The sequence below is a fragment of the Paraburkholderia sp. J11-2 genome, from assembly GCF_905220185.1.
GTDB lineage: Bacteria > Pseudomonadota > Gammaproteobacteria > Burkholderiales > Burkholderiaceae > Paraburkholderia.
In genome coordinates this window covers 256,288-274,731 of sequence record NZ_CAJMYY010000006.1, presented here as the reverse complement: position 1 = coordinate 274,731, position 18,444 = coordinate 256,288, and the positions used below count along the sequence as shown (strand labels likewise).

Here is an 18,444-nt window from a genome sequence, read left to right as displayed (position 1 = left end):
ATAATACTGGGCGCCGCGCCAATGCGCGGGCTTTGCGGCATGCGCCGCGTACGGTCTGGCGGTCGAACGGCAACACCGGCGCGCATTCACGCACCGTCACGGCTAGCAGCGAAAATGCTCGATATCCTGTCCCGCGTGCTTATAACGCAACAGCCAGGCCGGCATATCGCCCTCGCCATTCCATGTATTCCCGTATGCGTCGCGGTACTTGGGTAGTTTTTCGCTTTCGGCAATAGACGCTTCAAGCTCTTCGAACGTAATGCCGTACTCTTCCATGCGGCGTCGAATCCACACGATGAGCCGTTCGCGCGCCTCTCCATCGAGGTCGAACATCGATTAATTCCTCTCGCTTCATCTGGGGCAAGGCACCGATTCAACAATCGGCAAAGAATCGTCTTCCCTGAAAAGACAAAGGCTTCGCGAACAGACTGCGAAGCCTTGCTGCACTGATGAGTTGGTCTGGGTGTGGAGCCCGCGACCGGTTCGGAGGGGATCTGCAGTCCGCTGCTCCGCTCTCAGGTGACGCCGCTACAGGTGAGCGAACGTTTGCTGCAAGCGGAACCCATGATACCTTGCGCTCGCGGCACAGATCAAGCGGTTTCAAGGCGGAGCGGGCCTCTGCGGCCCGCTCCGTTTTCCTATCGCGAACCCGCTGTATCCCTTGCGCGCCGCTCTGATGCAGGTTTCCTTTCGGCACCGTTCGCGTCGCCCTGGCCACGTGCCAGCACGGGCGCGAGCGCCGCGCCGGTATGGCTCGAGCGCACCTTCGCGAGCGCTTCGGGATCGGCAGCGGCGACGATGGTGCCGCCGCCCACACCGCCTTCCGGGCCGAGGTCGATGATCCAGTCGGCCTCGGCGATCACGTCGAGGTCGTGCTCGATCACGACGACGCTATGCCCCGCGTCCGCGAGCCGGTGCAGCACGCTGATGAGGCGCGCCACGTCGGCCATATGCAGGCCCACGGTGGGCTCGTCGAGCACGTAGAGCGTGTGCGGCGCCTTCTGCCCGCGACGCGTGATGTCGTCGCGCACCTTGGAAAGCTCGGTCACGAGCTTGATGCGCTGCGCCTCGCCGCCCGAGAGCGTGGGCGAAGGCTGGCCGAGCGTGAGATAGCCGAGACCCACGTCCTTCATGAGCTGCAGCGGGTGCGAAATGCTCGTGATCGAGCCGAAGAACTCCACGGCCTCGTCGATTTCCATCGTCAGCACTTCGCCGATGTTCCGGCCGCGCCACGTCACAGCCAGCGTTTCCGGATTGAAGCGTTGGCCGTGGCACACGTCGCACGGCACCTTCACGTCGGGCAGGAAGCTCATGCCGATGGTGCGCACGCCCTGGCCTTCGCACGCGGGGCAGCGTCCGTCGCCGGTATTGAAGGAGAAACGCGACGCGCTATAGCCGCGGGCACGCGCCTCGAGCGTATCGGCGAACAGGCGGCGGATCGCGTCCCACACGCCGATATAGGTCGCGGGACACGAGCGCGGCGTTTTTCCGATCGGCGTCTGGTCCACTTCGAGCACGCGGTCGATGCTTTCCCATCCGCTAATCGAATCGCAGCCCTGCCACGCATGCGCAACCTCGAGCTTCGGCTTGGCGCTCGTGCGCGCGAGCACGCTCGAACGGCGCTCCGCCACGCTCGGCGCCTTCTCCTTCACCGCTTTGCGCGCGCGGCGCTCGGCGGGCGAGGACAGCACCGAGCGCCCCACGGCGTCGAGCAGATTGGAAAGCAGCACGTCGCGCGCGAGTGTGGACTTGCCCGAACCGCTCACGCCCGTAATCGCCACGAGGCGGCCCAGCGGAATTTGCGCGGTCACGTTGCGCAGGTTGTGCAACTTGCCGCCGTGGACGGTGAGCCATTGTCCCGGCACCGCTTCACGCCCGGCGCGCGCAGGGCGCACTTCGCGGCGCGGTTGCAGCGGATGCTGGATCGGCTGTGCAAGATAGCGCCCGGTGAGCGAATCGGCCTGCGCCGCGAGATCGGCGACACTGCCTTGCGCCACCACGCGGCCGCCGCGCTTGCCCGCGCTCGGGCCGATGTCGATGATGTGGTCGGCACGCCGGATCGTGTCCTCGTCGTGCTCGACCACGACGAGCGTGTTGCCCTTCTCGCCGAGGCTGCGCAACGCGTCCAGCAAGATCTTGTTGTCGCGCGGATGCAGGCCGATGGTCGGCTCGTCGAGCACGTAGCACACGCCCTGCAAATTGCTGCCCAGCTGCGCCGCGAGACGAATGCGCTGCGCCTCGCCACCCGAAAGGCTCGGCGCGGCGCGATCGAGGCTCAGATAGCCGAGCCCCACTTCCTCCAGGAACTGCAGACGGCTGCGGATTTCGCTCACCACGTCACGGGCGATTTGCGCATCGCGGCCGTTAAGCTTCAGCGTATCGATCCAGCGGCGCGTGTCCGCCACGGTCCACTGCGCGACGTCGACGATAGGATGCGCGTCGAACGTCACAGCGCGCGCCACGGGATTCAGGCGCGTGCCGCCGCAATCGTGGCACGGCTCGTCGACCACGCCTTCGGGCTCCTGCTCCTCCGAAGGCAAGGTTTGCTCGCGGCCACGGCCGTCTTCGGCCACGATCGTATCGTCGTAGGCGGCGCGCTGCTCGCGCGTGAGCGCGAGGCCCGTGCCCACACAGGTCGTGCACCAGCCGTGCTTGCTGTTGTACGAGAACATGCGCGGATCGAGTTCGGGATAGCTCGTGCCGCACACCGGGCACGCGCGCCGCGTGGACAGCACCTTCACCTCGCCGATGCCCGCCGTCGAACCACCATTGCCAATCACATGATCGAGACCGTCGAGCGGCGCGAGCAAATGCACGATGCCCTTGCCCGCTTCTAGCGTCGTGCCGAGCATGGCGCGCAATTGCGCCTCGTTTTCAGGCTCGATTACGAGATCGCCCACGGGCAGCTCGATCGTGTGTTCGCGGAAGCGGTCGAGCTTGGGCCACGGCGCGACCGGCACGAATTCGCCGTCCACTCGCAGATGCGTGTTGCCGCGCGCCTTCGCCCACTTCGCGAGATCGGTGTAGACGCCCTTGCGATTGACGACGAGCGGCGCGAGCAAGCCGACATGCTGGCCGCGATGTTCGCGCAGCAGTTGTGCGACGATCGCATCGACGCTTTGCGACGTCACGGGCGTGCCGTCATGCACGCAGTGCTGCACGCCGAGCTTCACATAGAGCAGCCGCAGGAAGTGCCACACCTCGGAGGTCGTGGCGACGGTACTCTTGCGACCGCCGCGCGAGAGGCGCTGCTCGATCGCGACGGTCGGCGGAATGCCGTACACGGCATCGACTTCGGGACGGCCCGCCGGCTGCACGATCGAACGCGCGTAGGCATTGAGCGATTCGAGGTAGCGCCGCTGGCCTTCGTGAAAGAGGATGTCGAACGCGAGCGTGGACTTGCCCGAGCCCGACACGCCCGTAATGACGTTGAAGCGGCCATGCGGAATATCGACGTCGAGCGCCTTGAGGTTGTGCTCGCGCGCATTCACGATGCGCACCACATCCTCGCCCTGCACTTCACGGCGCGCCTGCGCGGCGCGCAACGCGGTTTGCAGCGCCACACCCTCTTCTTCGGCGAGCAGTTCGGCGCCGCTGCCGAGCGCCGCTTCGTAGCGTTCGAGCGCCGCGCCCGTATGCGAGCGCGGGCACGCGATCACATCCGCGGGCGTACCGACGCACACCACTTCGCCGCCCGCGTCGCCGCCTTCGGGGCCGAGATCGATCAGCCAGTCGGCGGCGCGGATCACGTCGAGGTTATGCTCGATCACGAGCAGCGAATGACCGCCTGCGAGCAGCTTGCCGAAGGCGCGCATCAGCTTGGCGATGTCGTCGAAATGCAGGCCCGTGGTCGGCTCGTCGAACATGAAGAGCCGGCCGCCTGCGTCCTTGCCGCGCGACTGCGCGGTTTCCGCGAGATAGCCCGCGAGCTTGAGACGCTGCGCTTCGCCGCCCGACAGCGTCGGCACCGGCTGGCCGAGCTTCACGTATTCAAGGCCCACGTCCACGATAGGCTGGAGCACGCGCAATACTTCGGCATCCTCAGCGAAGCATTGCACCGCTTCGCTCACCGTAAGGTCGAGTACGTCCGCCACCGAAAGCGAGCGGCCCGCGCGCTCGATCTTCACTTCGAGCACTTCCGGGCGATAACGGCTGCCGTCGCAATCGGGGCAACGCAGATACACGTCGCTCAGGAACTGCATTTCGATGTGCTCGAAGCCCGAGCCGCCGCAAGTCGGGCAACGGCCTTCGCCCGAGTTGAAGCTGAACATGCCCGCCGTATAACCGCGCTGCTTCGCGAGCGTCGCCTTGGCGAACAGCTTGCGGATCTCGTCGAACGCGCCCACGTAGCTGGCCGGATTCGAGCGCGCCGTTTTGCCGATCGGCGACTGGTCGACGAACACGGCGTCACTGATCTGCTCCGCGCCGCCCAGCTTGCGGAACGTGCCCGGCGCTTCCGTCGCCTTGCCCAGATGCCGCGCGAGCGCGGGATACAGCACGTCCTGCACGAGCGTCGATTTGCCCGAGCCCGAGACACCCGTCACGCAAACGAGCCGCTGCAGCGGGATTTGCACGGTCACGTCGCGCAGGTTGTGCTCGCTCGCGCCTTCGAGCAGAAGATGCGGCGTGGACGCGTCGACCGGGCGGCGCTCCCAGTGCGAAGCGTCGGCAACGGCGCGGTGGCCGCCCAGATACTCGCCCGTCAAGGTGCCCGAGGAGCGGATATCGTTCGGCGTACCGTCGTAGACGATCGTGCCGCCGCGCTCGCCGGGACCGGGGCCCATGTCGATAAGGCGGTCGGCCGCGAGCATCACGGACGGATCGTGCTCGACCACCACGAGCGTATTGCCGGCGTCGCGCAGACGCTGCATCGCCTCGACAATGCGGTTGAGGTCGCGCGGATGCAGGCCGATGCTCGGCTCGTCGAGCACGAACAGCGTTTTTGTGAGCGACGTGCCGAGCGCCGTGGTCAGATTGATACGCTGGACTTCGCCGCCCGACAGCGTGCGGCTCTGGCGGTCGAGCGTGAGATAGCCCAGGCCCACGTCGCAGAGATACTTCAGACGCGTGCGCACCTCCTCGAGCAGCAGCTTGAGCGCGTCGTCGAGCAATGCTGAGGAAAGCGAAAGATTGTCGAAGAAGCGGCGAATGCGCTCGATCGGCAGCAGCATCACGTCGTGCACGGTGAGGCCCGGCAGCGCCTCGAGCTGCGCGCGCGTCCAGTCCACGCCGTGCGGCAGGAAGCGCCCCGATGGCGCCAGGACTTCGTCGGCGTTCTGCTGCGTGCCGAGACGCCACTGCAAGGCCTCGGTTTTCAGGCGCGCGCCGCCGCAGGTTTCGCACGGAGTGTAGCTGCGGTACTTCGACAGCAGCACGCGAATGTGCATCTTGTAGGCCTTCGACTCCAGATACTGGAAGAAGCGTTTCACGCCGTACCACTGCGTTTGCCAGCTTCCCTTCCAGTCCGGCGCGCCGTTGATGACCCAGTCGCGCTGCGCCTGAGTAAGCTCGGTCCATGCGGTATCGCGCGGAATGCCCGCCTTTGCGGCATAGCGCATCAGGTCGTCCTGGCATTCCTTCCACGCCGGCGTTTGCAGCGGCTTGATCGCGCCGCCGCGCAGCGTCTTGCGCTCGTCGGGGATCACGAGGCCCCAGTCCACGCCAATCACGCGGCCGAAGCCGCGGCACGCGTCACAGGCGCCGTAGGCCGAGTTGAACGAGAACAGCGCGGGCTGCGGATCGGCGTAGCGCAAATCGCTGTCCGGGCAATGCAGGCCGGTAGAGAAGCGCCAGATCTGCGGCTCGGCCGCCGTTTCGGCGTCGCCGCTTTCCAGCACGTAGATGTTGACGCGCCCGCTGCCGCGCTTGAGCGAGGCTTCGATCGCCTCGATCGCGCGGCTCTTCTCCACGTTCTGCATGCGGAAACGGTCGGCGACCACATCGAGCAGCTTGCGCGTGCCTTCGGCGGTCTTCACCTCGCGCTGCGCCTGCACGCGCGTATAGCCGCTCGCGGAAAGCCACTGCGCGACTTCCTCCTCGGTGGTCGTGTCGGGCAACTCGACCGGGAATGTGACGACGAGACGCGGGTCGCCCGCGGCCGTGCGCGCCATCAGTTCGGCGTAGATCGTCTCAGGCGTGTCGTGCCGCACGGGCTGCGCCGTGACGCGGTCGAACAGATTCGCGGCGCGCGCGTAGAGCAGCTTCAGGTGGTCGTTCAACTCGGTCATCGTCCCGACCGTGGAGCGCGAACTCCGCACCGGGTTGGTCTGGTCGATGGCGATGGCGGGCGGCACGCCGTCCACGCGGTCGACCTGCGGCCGGTCCATGCGATCGAGGAACTGGCGCGCATAGGCGCTGAACGTTTCAACGTAGCGGCGCTGGCCTTCCGCGTAAAGCGTGTCGAAGACGAGGCTCGACTTGCCCGAGCCCGATGGCCCGGTGACGACCGTCATTTCACCGGTGTGCAGGTCAAGGTCGAGGTTCTTGAGGTTGTGCTGGCGGGCACCACGGATTCGGATAGATCGGTTTTCGCTCACTTGCGCTGGCATTCCGGCTGGGATCACACGCGTGGGGCCGGGCGGCGCGCGAATTGGGGCAAATGCCGGCGCGGCCCGGAAACTTGCAGCGCGGCGCGCGCGGAAAATCGGCGCGCGGCCCTGGCTGTCAGGCTAGGATTCTACTGTATATTTATACAGGACGCTGGATGGCCATCTGGCCGAGGACAGGACGCCAGAGGCCCCGTATCTACGGGCCAGATCGCCCTACTTTGCCGCGGCGCGCCACATGCCTTCGTACGCCGCTTCGACGCCGCGCGCGAAACGCTCGCCGTCCATCAGCGGCGAGGCCGCCATGCGCTCGCGCAGCGTCGAGCGCAGATTCGCAAGGCGCGGCAGGTCGTTCGCGAGACTCACCGCCGTCTCCACGAACGCGTCGTCGGAATCGGCGGCCAGTTCGGTCAGGTCAAGGTTCGCCAGCTGGCTCAAGCCCGCGCGCCCCGCCACCGTCGGCCCGACGCGCGTGACGACGGGCACGCCCATCCACAGCGCGTCGAGCGACGTGGTATGGCCGTTGTACGGCAACGTGTCGAGGCCGATATCGATCTCGTGATAGCTGCGCAGGTAATCCGCGCGCGGCCTGAACGGCAGGAAGCGCACGCGCGCCGCGTCGATGCCTGCCTGAGCGAGCCGTTGCACGAGGCGGCGCCGCGCTTCACCCTCGGCGGCCATGAGCACGAGGCGCGCATCTGGCAAGCGGGCGAATACACGAGACCACACATTCAGCGTCGAATCGGTGAGCTTGCAAGGGTTGTTCAGGCTGCCGAACGTGACGTGTCCCGTACTCGATGCAGGCAGCGCATTCACTTCGGGCTCCGAAGCCAGCGCGTCATAACACCAGAACGTATGCGGCAAGCGCCACGACTTTTCGCTGTAGTGGCTGTCGTGCGCGGGCGGATCGAGCCACGGATCGGTGAGCCGCCAGTCCATCGCGCCGATCCCGGTCGTGCCGGGATACGCGAGCCAGGCGACCTGCACCGGCGCCGGCTTGCGTGCGAACAGCAGAGGCCGGCCATCGGACATGTGCATCGTCAGATCGACGAGGATATCGACGCCGTCCGCGCGGATCTGTTCCGCCAGCGCCGTATCGCTCAACGTGCGTACGTCGTGCCACTTTTCGACGTGTGCGGCGAGACGTGCCGTCGTCGCATCGGGCCGCACCACGCTCGAATACGCGTGAATCTCGAAGCGCTCAGCGTCGTGATGTGTCAAGAGCGGCGTCATGAACAATGCCTGGCAATGCTCACGAAAATCGCCTGATACGTAGCCAATGCGCAAGCGCCTTCCCGCCGCGGGTTCGACCCGCGCGTGCATGCGTTCCGCGCTGAGCGGCGCTTCGTGATGCGCAGACCAGCGTCTCGCCTCATCGAGAATCACCTGCGGATCTGTAGCCTGAAACGACAACGCATAGAGCAGGTTGCTGTGCGCGATGAGGTTGCCGGGCTCGCTCGCCACAGCCCGGCGAAAACATTCGATGCCTTCGTCCAGCCCCCCGCTGTCCTTGAGCACGTTGCCGAGATTGTTGAGCGTGGCCGAGCGCGATGGATCGAGGTCGAGGGCCTGGCGCAATAGCGCTTGCGCTTCGTCGAGGCCGCCGAGCGTGCGCATCAGGTTGGCCGCGTTATTGAACGCGTCGACGAAATCGGGCCGCGCGCGCATGGCCGTTTCGTACGCCGCCTGGGCGGCCCGATGTTCGCCGAGATCGCGGCAAACATTTCCGAGGTTATTGGCCGCTTCCGCGTGCGCGGGGTCGAGCGCGAGCGCGCGGCGATACTGCGCTTCGGCCTCGCGCAAACGGCCACATGCCTGAAGCGCGACGCCATAGTTGTAGGCCGCATGCGCGATTTGCGGTTCGATGGCCACCGCACGTTCGAGCAAGGGCACGGCTTCGTCCAGACGCCCGAGGCGTGTCAGGAGCACACCGAGGTTGATCATCGCGACTGCGCTGTCCGGTGCGACAGCAAGCGCCGCCCGCAAACGTTCGAGCGCCTGGTCGTCCCGTCCCTCTTCCTGCAGCAGCGTGCCGAGGTTCGTCAATGCATTGACATCGCCCGGTTGCAAGTCGAGCGCGCGACGATACGCCGCCTGAGCCTCGCCGGAGTCGCCCAGCAAACGCAGGCAATTACCGAAGTTGTTCCAGATGTCGGCCCGGTTCACTTCTCGCTCAAGCGCCCCTCGCCATGCCTTCACCGCCTCCGCGTGCGCACCCAGCGCCTGCAACGCCGAGCCGAGCCCGCACCAGAGATCGGCGGACGAAGCGTCTTCCGTCAACAGGCCGCGATAGGTCTGCGCCGCTTCGGCATGACGCGCGGCCATGGCATAGGCCTGCCCCAACGCTTCGCGGTAGCGCCGCTCGCCGGGGTTTGCGTCGAGCGCACGCTGCAGCCAACCAATCGCAGCGGCCGGCGCACCTTCCTGCAAGCCGATCACGCCGAGGCGAAACATCGCACTCGCGTGCGTTGCATCGACGGCAAGCAGTTGCACGTACAACTGACGCGCACGCGGCAGGTCGCCTGCGAAATGGCTCTCGCTGGCGCGCTCGTAGAGGGACTCGTTGTGCATCGGGCTCACTGAATTCGTGCAACAGAGGGCGTTACCAAACCTTACCCAATATTAACGGCAGTTTCTTTCGAAAACTTCTGCTCATTTTTATTACCAACCATTGAGCACGTTCATCGCACGCGAAAACCCTTTCCTTCAAACTTGAAAGGCAGGCGGGCGTGCGGCGACACCGCGATGCGCAACGCATCCGGCCGCGCGCCGCCATTTCGCTTCGACAGGAGCCCGACGATGAGCAAGACGATGCAAGCCGCAGTAGTCCGCGCATTTGGCAAACCCCTCGTGCTGGAGGAAGTGGCCGTTCCCACCCCGGGACCCGGCGAACTGCTCGTGAAAATCGAAGCGTGCGGCGTGTGCCACACGGACCTGCACGCCGCACACGGCGACTGGCCCGTGAAGCCGCAGCCGCCGTTCATTCCCGGTCACGAGGGCGTGGGTTATGTCGTGGGCGTAGGCGCGGGCGTCACGCACGTGAAGGAAGGCGATCGCGTGGGCATTCCGTGGCTCTATTCGGCATGCGGCCATTGCGAACATTGCCTCGGCGGTTGGGAAACGCTGTGCGAGCAGCAGCAAAACACCGGCTATTCGGTCAACGGCGGCTTCGCTCAATACGCGAAAGCCGACGCGAATTACGTGGGGCTGCTGCCGAAAGATATCGATTTCATCGAAATTGCGCCCGTGCTTTGCGCCGGCGTCACGGTCTACAAGGGCCTGAAGGTGACGGACACGCGCCCGGGTAACTGGGTCGTCATTTCCGGCGTGGGCGGCCTCGGTCACATGGCCGTGCAATACGCACGCGCAATGGGCCTCAACGTCGCCGCCGTCGACGTCGACGATACGAAACTCGAACTGGCGAAACGTCTTGGCGCGACCGTAACGGTCAACGCGAAAACCACCGATCCGGCTGCGTATCTAAAGAAGGAAATTGGCGGCGCGCACGGCGTGCTCGTCACCGCGGTCTCGCCCATTGCGTTTTCGCAGGCGCTCGGCATGGTGCGCCGGGGCGGCACGGTGTCGCTGAACGGGCTGCCGCCCGGCGACTTCCCGCTGCCGATCTTCGACATGGTGTTGAGCGGCGTGACGGTGCGCGGTTCGATCGTCGGCACGCGTCTCGACCTCGAAGAGTCGCTGATGTTTGCGCAGGAAGGCAAGGTCAAGGCGACCGTCTCCACCGACAAGCTGGAGAACATCAACGACGTGTTCGCGCGCATGGAACGCGGCGCGATCGAAGGCCGCGTCGTGCTCGATATGGCAGGCTAGGCCGCGCACGGCGGCCCAATGAAAAAAGCGCCGGACAGCGCTACGTCGCGCTGTCCGGCGCCAGCCGGTCACGAAGACGAATGCGGCGTCAGTCCGCCACGTCCACGCCCGTCAACGTCTTCACCTCCGGCGGCTGCGCCACCAACGCACCGATCTTCGCGCGGTACGCCGCATAGTGGGCGCTGTCGCGATGCGCCTGCACCGCGGCTTCATCGACATAGGCTTCGTAGAGGTAAAAGCCCGGCGCGCCGTCCGCGCGGCGCAGCAGGTCGTAGCGCAGATTGCCTGGCTCCTTGCGCGTCTGCGCGACCATGTCGCGCGTGAACGCTTCCACTTCGGCGACATGCTCGGGCTTGGGTGTGATGCTTGCGATCAGATAGATAGTCATCGGAACTCCCTCATCGTCAACGGATTTGCCGTCAGGTAATTTTCAGCCGACCTTGTAGCGCTCGAGCCAGTGTGCGTACGGCGCGGGCAAGGTCCACGCGGCGCGCTCGACGCCCAGTTCCTGCGCAGCGTAGTACGGCCAGTGCGGGTTGGCGAGATGCGCGCGGCCGACCATCACGACGTCGAGCTGTTCCTTCGCTACCGAGCGCTCGGCGAGTTCCGGCGTGCCGATACCCCACGCGGACGACACCGGCAGACCGGTTGCGCGACGCACCTTCTGCGCGATCGGCGCGAGGAACGCGGGCGCCCACGGAATCTGCGCGGCGGGCGTCGAGAAACCGACGCTCACGCCCAGCATATCGAGACCTTCGCGCTTGAAACCCTTGGCCAGTTCGATCGATTCGGCCAGCGTTTCCTCGTCGCGGCCGTCGTACTCGATCACGCCAAAGCGCGCCGTCAGCGGCAGATGCTCCGGCCAGACCTTGCGCACGGCGGCCAGCGTTTCCAGCAGGAAACGGCTGCGGTTTTCGAGGCTGCCGCCATACGCGTCGTCGCGATGGTTCGAGTGCGTCGAGAAAAAGCTCTGGCCGAGATAGCCGTGCGCAAAGTGCAGTTCGAGCCATTCGAAGCCGGCTTCGAGCGCGCGTTTCGCCGCGGCCACGAAGTCCTCGCGCACGCGCGCGATGTCGTCGAGCGTCATCGCCTTCGGCACTTTCGGCAGATGCGCGCCAAACGCAGCCTCGGAAGGCGCGATGGTCTGCCAGCCGCGCGCGTCGCCTTCGGCAATGTGGTCGTCGCCTTCCCACGGGCGGTTCGCGCTCGCCTTGCGGCCCGCGTGCGCAATCTGGATGCCGGGCACGGCGCCCGCCGCCTTGATTGCGGCAACGGTCGGCTTGAACGCCTCCATCTGCGCGTCGTTCCACAGGCCCGTGCAAGCCGGCGTGATGCGGCCTTCAGGCGAAACCGCCGTCGCCTCGACGATCACGAGGCCCGCGCCGCCGCGCGCGATCTGCGCATAGTGGACGTGGTGCCAGTCGTTGATCATGCCGTCGACGGCCATGTACTGGCACATCGGCGGCACGGCGATGCGGTTGCGCAGGGTCACGCCCTTGAGCTTGAACGGTTCAAACAATGCGGACATCTACAGCTCCTTTCTTGGCGCAGGTCGCGCATCGCGCGGCGCCTGCGCCGGTTGGCAAAATGGGCATTTCCTTGCGGCAACGCGCAGGCGGACACGCGCTGCGAGAACGGCTCGCAGCGTTGCCGAAAGGAAATAGAGGGAAGCGAACGCGCTCGCAGACATGCGACCGCGTTCGCGCGGCATCAACCGCGGCGCAGCGCCGCGAGCAAAGCCTCGGCAACCGGCTCGGACGAAGCCGGGTTCTGGCCCGTGATCAGCAGGCCGTCGGTTGCGACGTGCGGCTGCCAGTCGGGGGCCTTCGAATACTGGCCGCCGCTGGCCTTCAACATGTCCTCGACGAGGAACGGCACGACATCGGTCAGTTGCACCGCCGCTTCTTCGTCATTCGAAAAACCGGTGACCGACTTGCCGGCCACGAGCGGCTTGCCATCCGCACCCTTCACGTGGCGCAGCACGCCCGGCGCATGGCAGACGGCGGCGACAGGCTTGCCTGCGGCGATGGTCTTTTCGATCAGCGCGATCGAAACCGGATCTTCGGCCAGATCCCAAAGCGGGCCATGGCCGCCCGGGTAGAACACGGCGTCGAATGCGCTCGCGTCGATATCGGCGAGACGTTTCGTATTGGCAAGCGCCGTTTGCGCCTCGGTATCGGTTGCGAAACGTCGCGTCGCATCGGTTTGCGCGGAAGGATCGCTGCTCTTCGGATCGAGCGGCGGCTGGCCGCCCTTGGGCGATGCGAGCACGAGTTCAGCGCCGGCGTCGCGCAGCGCGTAGTACGGCGCGGCGAATTCTTCGAGCCAGAAGCCCGTTTTCTTGCCCGTGTTGCCGAGGTCCTCATGCGAGGTCAAAACGATCAGTACCTTCATCGGCGTTCCTTTATCGGTGAGGTTCGGGCGCTCGCGCACCCTTTGGATACCGGCCTCTTCATGATCTATTAGACCGGTCGTCTAGCACTTCCGCACAATGCGCGACAATCGCGCGCAGTTCACGCGCTGCGCACTACCGTCGCTTTGCGTTCGATTAACCGCCCGGAGGCAGGTTCAGCAGAATTCGTGTGGTCGCCATGGCCGCATCGAGCGGCTTGCGGTCGCGGTGGATCTTTTCGAGCAGCGTCGCGCCGAGCCACAGTTCGTAGAGCGTCACTGCCATCGTCGCGGCGTTGTTCACCCCCGCGAGCGAGCCGTCCGCGCGCCCTGCCTCGATACACGCGGCAATGCGCGAGATCGTCGCATCGGTGCCAAGACGCAGCGCCTCGCGCATGGCCTCGGAAAGGTCGCTCACCTCCGCGCCCAACTTGACCGCGAGACACTTGCCTACGGGATCGTCGGCGCACTGGATCAGGCGCCAGTCGTCCCAGTAGCGCATCAGCTTTTCGGCCGCGGTGCCCGGCGCGCGCAGGAGCATGTCGTCGAGACGCTCCGCATATTCGGCGAAATACGACGTGAGCAACGCTTCGCCGAACGCTTCCTTCGAGCCGAAATAGTGATAGAACGACCCTTTGGGCACGCCAGCGGCCGCGAGGATCTCATTGAGACCGACCGCGGAAAACCCCTTGCCCAGCAGAATGGGCATGGCGGTATCGAGGATGTGTTGCCGCACTTCAACGGCTGCCGCTGCATTCATGAGGTGAGATGTTACAGAGCGATTAGACCAGTCGTCTAGTAATCTCCCATGACGAGTAATGGCATTACAGCGGGCATCGCATCGCAACCGGTCACATCAACCCAGAGAGAGGCAATCCATGACGTCACGCACCCTGCTCTGTTACGGCGACTCCAATACGCACGGCACGAAGCCGCTGACCGTGCCCGGCGTGTCCGAGCGATTCGGCCCCGCCGACCGCTGGCCCGGCGTGCTGCGCGAAGCGCTGGGCCCGGGCTGGACGATCATCGAGGAAGGCCTGCCCGCGCGCACCACGGTTCACGACGACCCCATCGAAGGCCGCCACAAGAACGGGCACGCTTATCTGCGCCCATGCCTCGAAAGCCAGTTGCCGGTGGACGTGGTCGCACTGATGCTCGGCACCAACGACCTCAAGGCGCGCTTTTCCGTCACGCCCACCGACATCGCGAACTCGGTGGACGTGCTGCTCGAAACGCTGGTGGCGTGCCGCGCGGGTCCGGGCGGCGCCACGCCACACGTACTGCTCATGTCGCCGGTGCCGATCGAAGAGATCGGCTTCCTCGGCGATATCTTCACGGGCGGCGCGGCCAGGTCGCGCCTGCTTGCGCCGCTCTACGAGCGCGTGGCCGTGAAGTACGGCTCGGCGTTCCTCGATGCCGGCGAGTTCGCCACGGTCAGCACGACAGACGGCATTCACTACGAAGCCTCTCAGCACCATCGCCTCGGCAAGGCCGTCGCGGAAGTCGTACGCCAGCGCTTTAACGCCTAACCGCGCACCAAGCCGCCAAAAAGAAAAACGCCGCCGGCCCGAAGGCCTGGCGGCGTTTTTCGTTTGCGCTTCACTCGCAGCGAGCGAAGCGCACGTCCAGCAACGATGCGCGCTTAACGCGACATCATGTTCATGCTGACGTTGTGCATGACCCACAGCGTACCGACGACCACGATCAGGACCGTCAGCACCGTAAAGCCAAATGCCGTCACGTTCCAGCGCTGGCCCGACGACGTGTTCATGTGCAGGAAGAACACGAGGTGGACCACGATCTGCACCACAGCCAGCACGGCGAGGCCGAGCAGCGCGGTTTCGCGCGGGAAGCCGCCGTGCAGCACGAGCCAGAACGAAGCGGCCGTGAGCACCACCGCCAGGACGAAACCGGCCAGGTAGCTGCCTACGCTGCCGTGGCTTTCTTCTTCATGGATGGAATGAGCACTCATTTAGATCACGCTCGCAAGATAAACAAAGGAGAACACGCAGATCCAGACGATGTCCAGAAAGTGCCAGAAGAGGCTCAGGCACGTCAGGCGGCGGATTTCACGCTCGCCCAGGGTCGGGGCCTTCACGGCCTGAACCATCAGGACGATCATCCAGATCATGCCCATCGTCACGTGGATACCGTGGGTGGCAACCAGCGTGAAGAACGACGAGAGGAACGCGCTGCGGCTCGGGCCGTTGCCCTCGGCGATCATGTTCGCGAATTCATGCAGTTCGAAGTACAGGAACGTTGCGCCCAGCAGGAAAGTGATCGCCAGCCAGACCAGCACTTGACCCTTGCGCTGCTTGTGCGCGCCGATCATCGCGAAGCCGTACGTAATGGACGACAGCAGCAGCACTGCCGTTTCCATCGCGACGCCCTGAATGTCGAACAGGTCCTTGCCCGTCGGGCCGCCTGCAAACTGGTTCTGCATCACGGCGAACACTGCGAACAGCGAGCCGAACAGAATACAGTCCGTCATCAGGTACAGCCAGAAGCCGAACACCGAGTGTGACGGCGGGTGATCGTGGTGATCGTGCTCCGCGAGTGCGGCCGCACTAGTTTTCGTCAACATCAGTTGGCCTCCAGTGCTTCTTCAACCTTGCCACCGCGTTCAGCGAACGCCTTGACCAGTGCGCGGCTACGCGCTTCTTCGTCTGCCCGGACCTTGGCGGCCGGGATGTAATAGCCTTCGTTCTTCTGGAAGCTGTAGGCGATGGCCGTGCCGAGAATGCCGACGAAGCCAACGATCATGAGCCACCAGATGTGCCAGATGCCAGCAAAGCCGAGCACCAGGCTGAAGAAACCGATAAACAGACCTGCGCTCGTGTTCGAGGGCATGTGAATGTCGGTGTACTTCGTGTTCGCGACGTCCACGGTTTCGCGGCCGGTTTCCTTCAGGTGCTGGAACTCATCGAGTTCCGACACATGCGGGATGATCGCGAAGTTGTACGACGGCGGCGGCGACGACATCGCCCACTCCAGCGTACGGCCACCCCACGGATCGCCCGTCAGGTCGCGGTTTTCCGGCAGGTTGCGGTCGCGGATCGACACGTACAGCTGCAGCAGTTGATGCGCGATACCGATTGCCACGAGCACGGCGCCAACCCATGCGATGACCATCCACGGATGCCATGCCGGATTGTCGTAGTGGTTCAGACGGCGCGTTGCGCCCATGAAGCCGAGCACGTACAGCGGCGTGAAGGCGACATAGAAGCCCGAGAGCCAGAACCAGAACGCGCGCTTGCCGAGCTTTTCGTTGAGCTTGAAGCCGAACGCCTTCGGGAACCAGTAGTTGAAACCGGCGAGGTAGCCGAACAGCACGCCGCCGATGATCACGTTGTGGAAGTGAGCAATCAGGAACAGCGAGTTGTGCAGCACGAAGTCCGCGCCCGGGATCGCCATCATCACGCCGGTCATGCCGCCGATGGTGAAGGTGACCATGAAGCCGATCGTCCAGAGCACCGGCGAGGTGAACTCGAGGCGGCCGCGGTAGATCGTGAACAGCCAGTTGAAGATCTTCACGCCCGTCGGGATCGCGATGATCATCGTCATGATGCCGAAGAACGCGTTGACGTTCGCACCCGAACCCATCGTGAAGAAGTGGTGCAGCCACACGAGGAACGAGAGCACCATGATCGAGCAGGTCGCGTAGACCATGGTCTTGTAGCCGAACAGCGGCTTCTTCGCGTAGGTCGCGACGACTTCCGAGAAAATACCGAACGCCGGCAGGATCAGGATGTACACCTCGGGGTGACCCCAGGCCCAGATCAGGTTCAGATACAGCATGGCGTTACCGCCGCCGTCATTCGTGAAGAAGTGCGTGCCGATGTAGCGGTCGAGGCCGAGCAGCGCGAGCGTCACGGTCAGGATCGGGAACGCGGCCATGATCAGCACGTTCGTGCACAGCGCCGTCCACGTGAACACCGGCATCTTCATCATCGTCATGCCGGGGGCACGCATCTTGATGATGGTGACGAAGAAGTTCACGCCGGTCAGCAGCGTGCCGACGCCGGAGATCTGCAGCGCCCACAGGTAGTAATCCACCCCTACCCCGGGACTGTACGCAAGCTCCGAAAGCGGCGGATACGCGAGCCAGCCGGTCATCGCGAATTCACCCACGACGAGCGAGATCATCAGCAGGATGGCGCCGACTGCGGTCATCCAGAACGACAGCGAGTTCAGGAACGGGAACGCGACGTCGCGTGCGCCGATCTGCAGCGGCACGATGATGTTCATCAGGCCGACCATGAAGGCCATGGCCATGAAGAAAATCATGATCACGCCGTGCGCCGTGAAGATCTGGTCGTAGTGGTGCGGCGGCAGAAAGCCCGGCGCGTTGTACGCGAGCGCAAGCTGGGTACGCATCATGATGGCGTCGGCGAAGCCGCGCAGCAGCATGACGAAGGCGAGGACGATGTACATCACGCCCAGACGCTTGTGGTCGACGCTCGTCAGCCACTCAGTCCACAGATACTTCCACTTACCGAGGTAAGTGATGGCACCGAGCACCAATGCGCCGATGACTGCCATGCCGATCATCGTGCCGACGATAATCGGCTCGTGATACGGAATGGCGTCCAGTGTAAGTTTTCCGAACATGCCTGGTTTACCCCTTGGTCACGCACGACGGGTCACTGAAATTCGTGACGTGGCCGTTGTTGTACTTCGCGATGATGTTGTTGAAGAGCTTCGGGTCGACCGTCGAGAAGTACTCAACCGGAGCCTTTTCGCTCGGCTTTGCGACCGTCGCGTATTGATCCATCGAAAGCTGCGTCTGCGACGCCTTCACCTTCTGGACCCACGCGTCGAAGTCTTGCTGGCTCGTGGCGAGCGTGCGGAACTTCATGTCCGAGAAGCCCGCGCCGCTGAAGTTCGCCGAGAGGCCGGCGTAGTCGCCAGCGTGGTCGGCGATCAGGTGCAGACGCGTCTGCATGCCAGCCATCGCATAAACCTGGGTGCCAAGCTGCGGGATGAAGAACGAGTTCATCACCGAGTCCGACGTGATGCTGAAGTTCACCGGCGTGCCAACGGGCACGGCCAGCTGGTTCACCGTCGCGATGCCGAGATCCGGATAGATGAACAGCCACTTCCAGTCGAGCGCCACAACTTCGACGTTGATCGGCTTGACGTTGGATTCGAGCGGCTTGTACGGGTCGAGCTCGTGCGTGGTGTTCCACGTGAGCACGCCGAGGAACAGAATGATCAGCGTCGGGATGGTCCAGACGACGACTTCGATCGCCGTCGAGTGCGACCACTTCGGCGCATAGGTGGCGCTACGGTTCGACGCGCGATAGCGGTACGCGAACCAGAGCGTCAGGACGATCACAGGGATCACAACAATCAGCATGGCCCATGTGGAGGTTGCGATCAGCTGCTTTTCCGCCACGCCCACACTGCCCTTGGGGTCGAGGAGCTCCATGTTGCATCCGGAAAGACACAAGGCCAATCCGGCGCTTACGGGAAGCAGTAACCTTTGAAAGGTCGTTCTTTTCATCACGTTTGCCTGAATTTCATTCATTGAATAGTTCCGGACGCGTCCCCTGACATCCGACAAAGGAAGCGCGCCCGCATCATACAGCCGCTTTGATATTTCGCAATCAATGAATGTGGAAAATGACCTTTGTCAAAAGAAGATTGAGACACTTTGTCGCATGTGTTCGCGAGGTTT

13 protein-coding genes are annotated in these 18,444 nt (G+C 64.4%); 2 read left to right on the top strand and 11 right to left on the bottom strand.

Annotation, left to right across the window (positions count from 1 at the left end):
- Positions 1 to 102: 102 nt before the first annotated feature.
- The 3 genes from U5A57_RS11215 to U5A57_RS11205 all read right to left on the bottom strand — a co-directional run bounded on the left by U5A57_RS11215 (position 103) and on the right by U5A57_RS11205 (position 9,116).
- Entirely contained in the window at positions 103 to 333 is a 231-nt protein-coding gene (locus tag U5A57_RS11215; RefSeq protein ID WP_069267441.1) for an H-NS histone family protein, read from the bottom strand.
- Between the two features lie 305 nt (positions 334 to 638).
- The gene (gene uvrA, locus U5A57_RS11210; protein WP_415774604.1) at positions 639 to 6,548 is read right to left on the bottom strand and encodes an excinuclease ABC subunit UvrA; all 5,910 of its coding nucleotides are present in this window, start codon (positions 6,546 to 6,548) and stop codon (positions 639 to 641) included.
- Positions 6,549 to 6,761: 213 nt separating this feature from the next.
- Positions 6,762 to 9,116 (bottom strand): tetratricopeptide repeat protein, encoded by a 2,355-nt coding sequence (locus U5A57_RS11205; RefSeq protein ID WP_321910792.1) that lies wholly within the window; start codon positions 9,114 to 9,116, stop codon positions 6,762 to 6,764.
- 228 nt (positions 9,117 to 9,344) lie between these two features.
- Between U5A57_RS11205 and adhP the strand changes: the two genes are divergently transcribed.
- Positions 9,345 to 10,373 (top strand): alcohol dehydrogenase AdhP, encoded by a 1,029-nt coding sequence (gene adhP / locus U5A57_RS11200; RefSeq protein ID WP_321910791.1) that lies wholly within the window; start codon positions 9,345 to 9,347, stop codon positions 10,371 to 10,373.
- A gap of 88 nt (positions 10,374 to 10,461) precedes the next feature.
- On the opposite strand, the gene U5A57_RS11195 is transcribed toward adhP, so the two are convergent.
- From U5A57_RS11195 to U5A57_RS11180, 4 genes are all read right to left on the bottom strand, one after another.
- Complete coding sequence (locus tag U5A57_RS11195) at positions 10,462 to 10,761, bottom strand: putative quinol monooxygenase (protein ID WP_321910789.1); 300 nt, start codon at positions 10,759 to 10,761, stop codon at positions 10,462 to 10,464.
- Between the two features lie 42 nt (positions 10,762 to 10,803).
- Positions 10,804 to 11,901: an NADH:flavin oxidoreductase/NADH oxidase gene (locus U5A57_RS11190; RefSeq protein ID WP_321910787.1), complete on the bottom strand. Its 1,098-nt coding sequence runs from the start codon at positions 11,899 to 11,901 to the stop codon at positions 10,804 to 10,806.
- Positions 11,902 to 12,083: 182 nt separating this feature from the next.
- Positions 12,084 to 12,767: a type 1 glutamine amidotransferase domain-containing protein gene (locus tag U5A57_RS11185; RefSeq protein ID WP_321910785.1), complete on the bottom strand. Its 684-nt coding sequence runs from the start codon at positions 12,765 to 12,767 to the stop codon at positions 12,084 to 12,086.
- A 154-nt stretch (positions 12,768 to 12,921) separates the two neighbouring features.
- Positions 12,922 to 13,524, bottom strand: coding sequence for a TetR/AcrR family transcriptional regulator (locus U5A57_RS11180; protein WP_321910784.1), 603 nt, complete (start codon positions 13,522 to 13,524; stop codon positions 12,922 to 12,924).
- Positions 13,525 to 13,642: 118 nt separating this feature from the next.
- Here U5A57_RS11180 and U5A57_RS11175 point away from each other — a divergent pair, with 118 nt between their 5' ends.
- Positions 13,643 to 14,293 (top strand): SGNH/GDSL hydrolase family protein, encoded by a 651-nt coding sequence (locus U5A57_RS11175; protein ID WP_321910782.1) that lies wholly within the window; start codon positions 13,643 to 13,645, stop codon positions 14,291 to 14,293.
- Between the two features lie 113 nt (positions 14,294 to 14,406).
- Here the strand turns inward: U5A57_RS11175 and cyoD are convergent, their stop codons facing one another.
- The 4 genes from cyoD to cyoA are packed head-to-tail and all read right to left on the bottom strand — an operon-like array spanning position 14,407 to position 18,270.
- On the bottom strand, positions 14,407 to 14,736 hold the full coding sequence (cyoD, locus tag U5A57_RS11170) for a cytochrome o ubiquinol oxidase subunit IV (protein WP_158759630.1): 330 nt from the start codon (positions 14,734 to 14,736) through the stop codon (positions 14,407 to 14,409).
- Positions 14,737 to 15,348 carry a cytochrome o ubiquinol oxidase subunit III gene (cyoC, locus tag U5A57_RS11165; RefSeq protein ID WP_158759629.1) on the bottom strand — a complete coding sequence of 204 codons (612 nt, stop codon included), beginning with the start codon at positions 15,346 to 15,348 and terminating at the stop codon, positions 14,737 to 14,739. It abuts the gene before it with no gap.
- Positions 15,348 to 17,375, bottom strand: coding sequence for a cytochrome o ubiquinol oxidase subunit I (gene cyoB / locus U5A57_RS11160; protein WP_321910779.1), 2,028 nt, complete (start codon positions 17,373 to 17,375; stop codon positions 15,348 to 15,350). The genes cyoC and cyoB overlap by 1 nt, the downstream gene beginning before the upstream one ends.
- A 7-nt stretch (positions 17,376 to 17,382) precedes the next feature.
- Entirely contained in the window at positions 17,383 to 18,270 is an 888-nt protein-coding gene (gene cyoA / locus U5A57_RS11155; protein WP_321910777.1) for a ubiquinol oxidase subunit II, read from the bottom strand.
- Positions 18,271 to 18,444: the final 174 nt, after the last annotated feature.

What these genes read in the sequence shown, in the direction of transcription:
- cyoB (WP_321910779.1), bottom strand. Translation starts at nt 17,375, where the DNA reads ATGTTCGGAAAACTTACACTGGACGCCATTCCGTATCACGAGCCGATT.
- uvrA (WP_415774604.1), bottom strand. Translation starts at nt 6,548, where the DNA reads ATGCCAGCGCAAGTGAGCGAAAACCGATCTATCCGAATCCGTGGTGCC.
- U5A57_RS11185 (WP_321910785.1), bottom strand. Translation starts at nt 12,767, where the DNA reads ATGAAGGTACTGATCGTTTTGACCTCGCATGAGGACCTCGGCAACACG.
- adhP (WP_321910791.1), top strand. Translation starts at nt 9,345, where the DNA reads ATGAGCAAGACGATGCAAGCCGCAGTAGTCCGCGCATTTGGCAAACCC.
- cyoC (WP_158759629.1), bottom strand. Translation starts at nt 15,348, where the DNA reads ATGTTGACGAAAACTAGTGCGGCCGCACTCGCGGAGCACGATCACCAC.
- U5A57_RS11215 (WP_069267441.1), bottom strand. Translation starts at nt 333, where the DNA reads ATGTTCGACCTCGATGGAGAGGCGCGCGAACGGCTCATCGTGTGGATT.
- U5A57_RS11205 (WP_321910792.1), bottom strand. Translation starts at nt 9,116, where the DNA reads ATGCACAACGAGTCCCTCTACGAGCGCGCCAGCGAGAGCCATTTCGCA.
- U5A57_RS11180 (WP_321910784.1), bottom strand. Translation starts at nt 13,524, where the DNA reads ATGAATGCAGCGGCAGCCGTTGAAGTGCGGCAACACATCCTCGATACC.
- cyoA (WP_321910777.1), bottom strand. Translation starts at nt 18,270, where the DNA reads ATGAAAAGAACGACCTTTCAAAGGTTACTGCTTCCCGTAAGCGCCGGA.
- U5A57_RS11190 (WP_321910787.1), bottom strand. Translation starts at nt 11,901, where the DNA reads ATGTCCGCATTGTTTGAACCGTTCAAGCTCAAGGGCGTGACCCTGCGC.
- U5A57_RS11175 (WP_321910782.1), top strand. Translation starts at nt 13,643, where the DNA reads ATGACGTCACGCACCCTGCTCTGTTACGGCGACTCCAATACGCACGGC.
- cyoD (WP_158759630.1), bottom strand. Translation starts at nt 14,736, where the DNA reads ATGAGTGCTCATTCCATCCATGAAGAAGAAAGCCACGGCAGCGTAGGC.
- U5A57_RS11195 (WP_321910789.1), bottom strand. Translation starts at nt 10,761, where the DNA reads ATGACTATCTATCTGATCGCAAGCATCACACCCAAGCCCGAGCATGTC.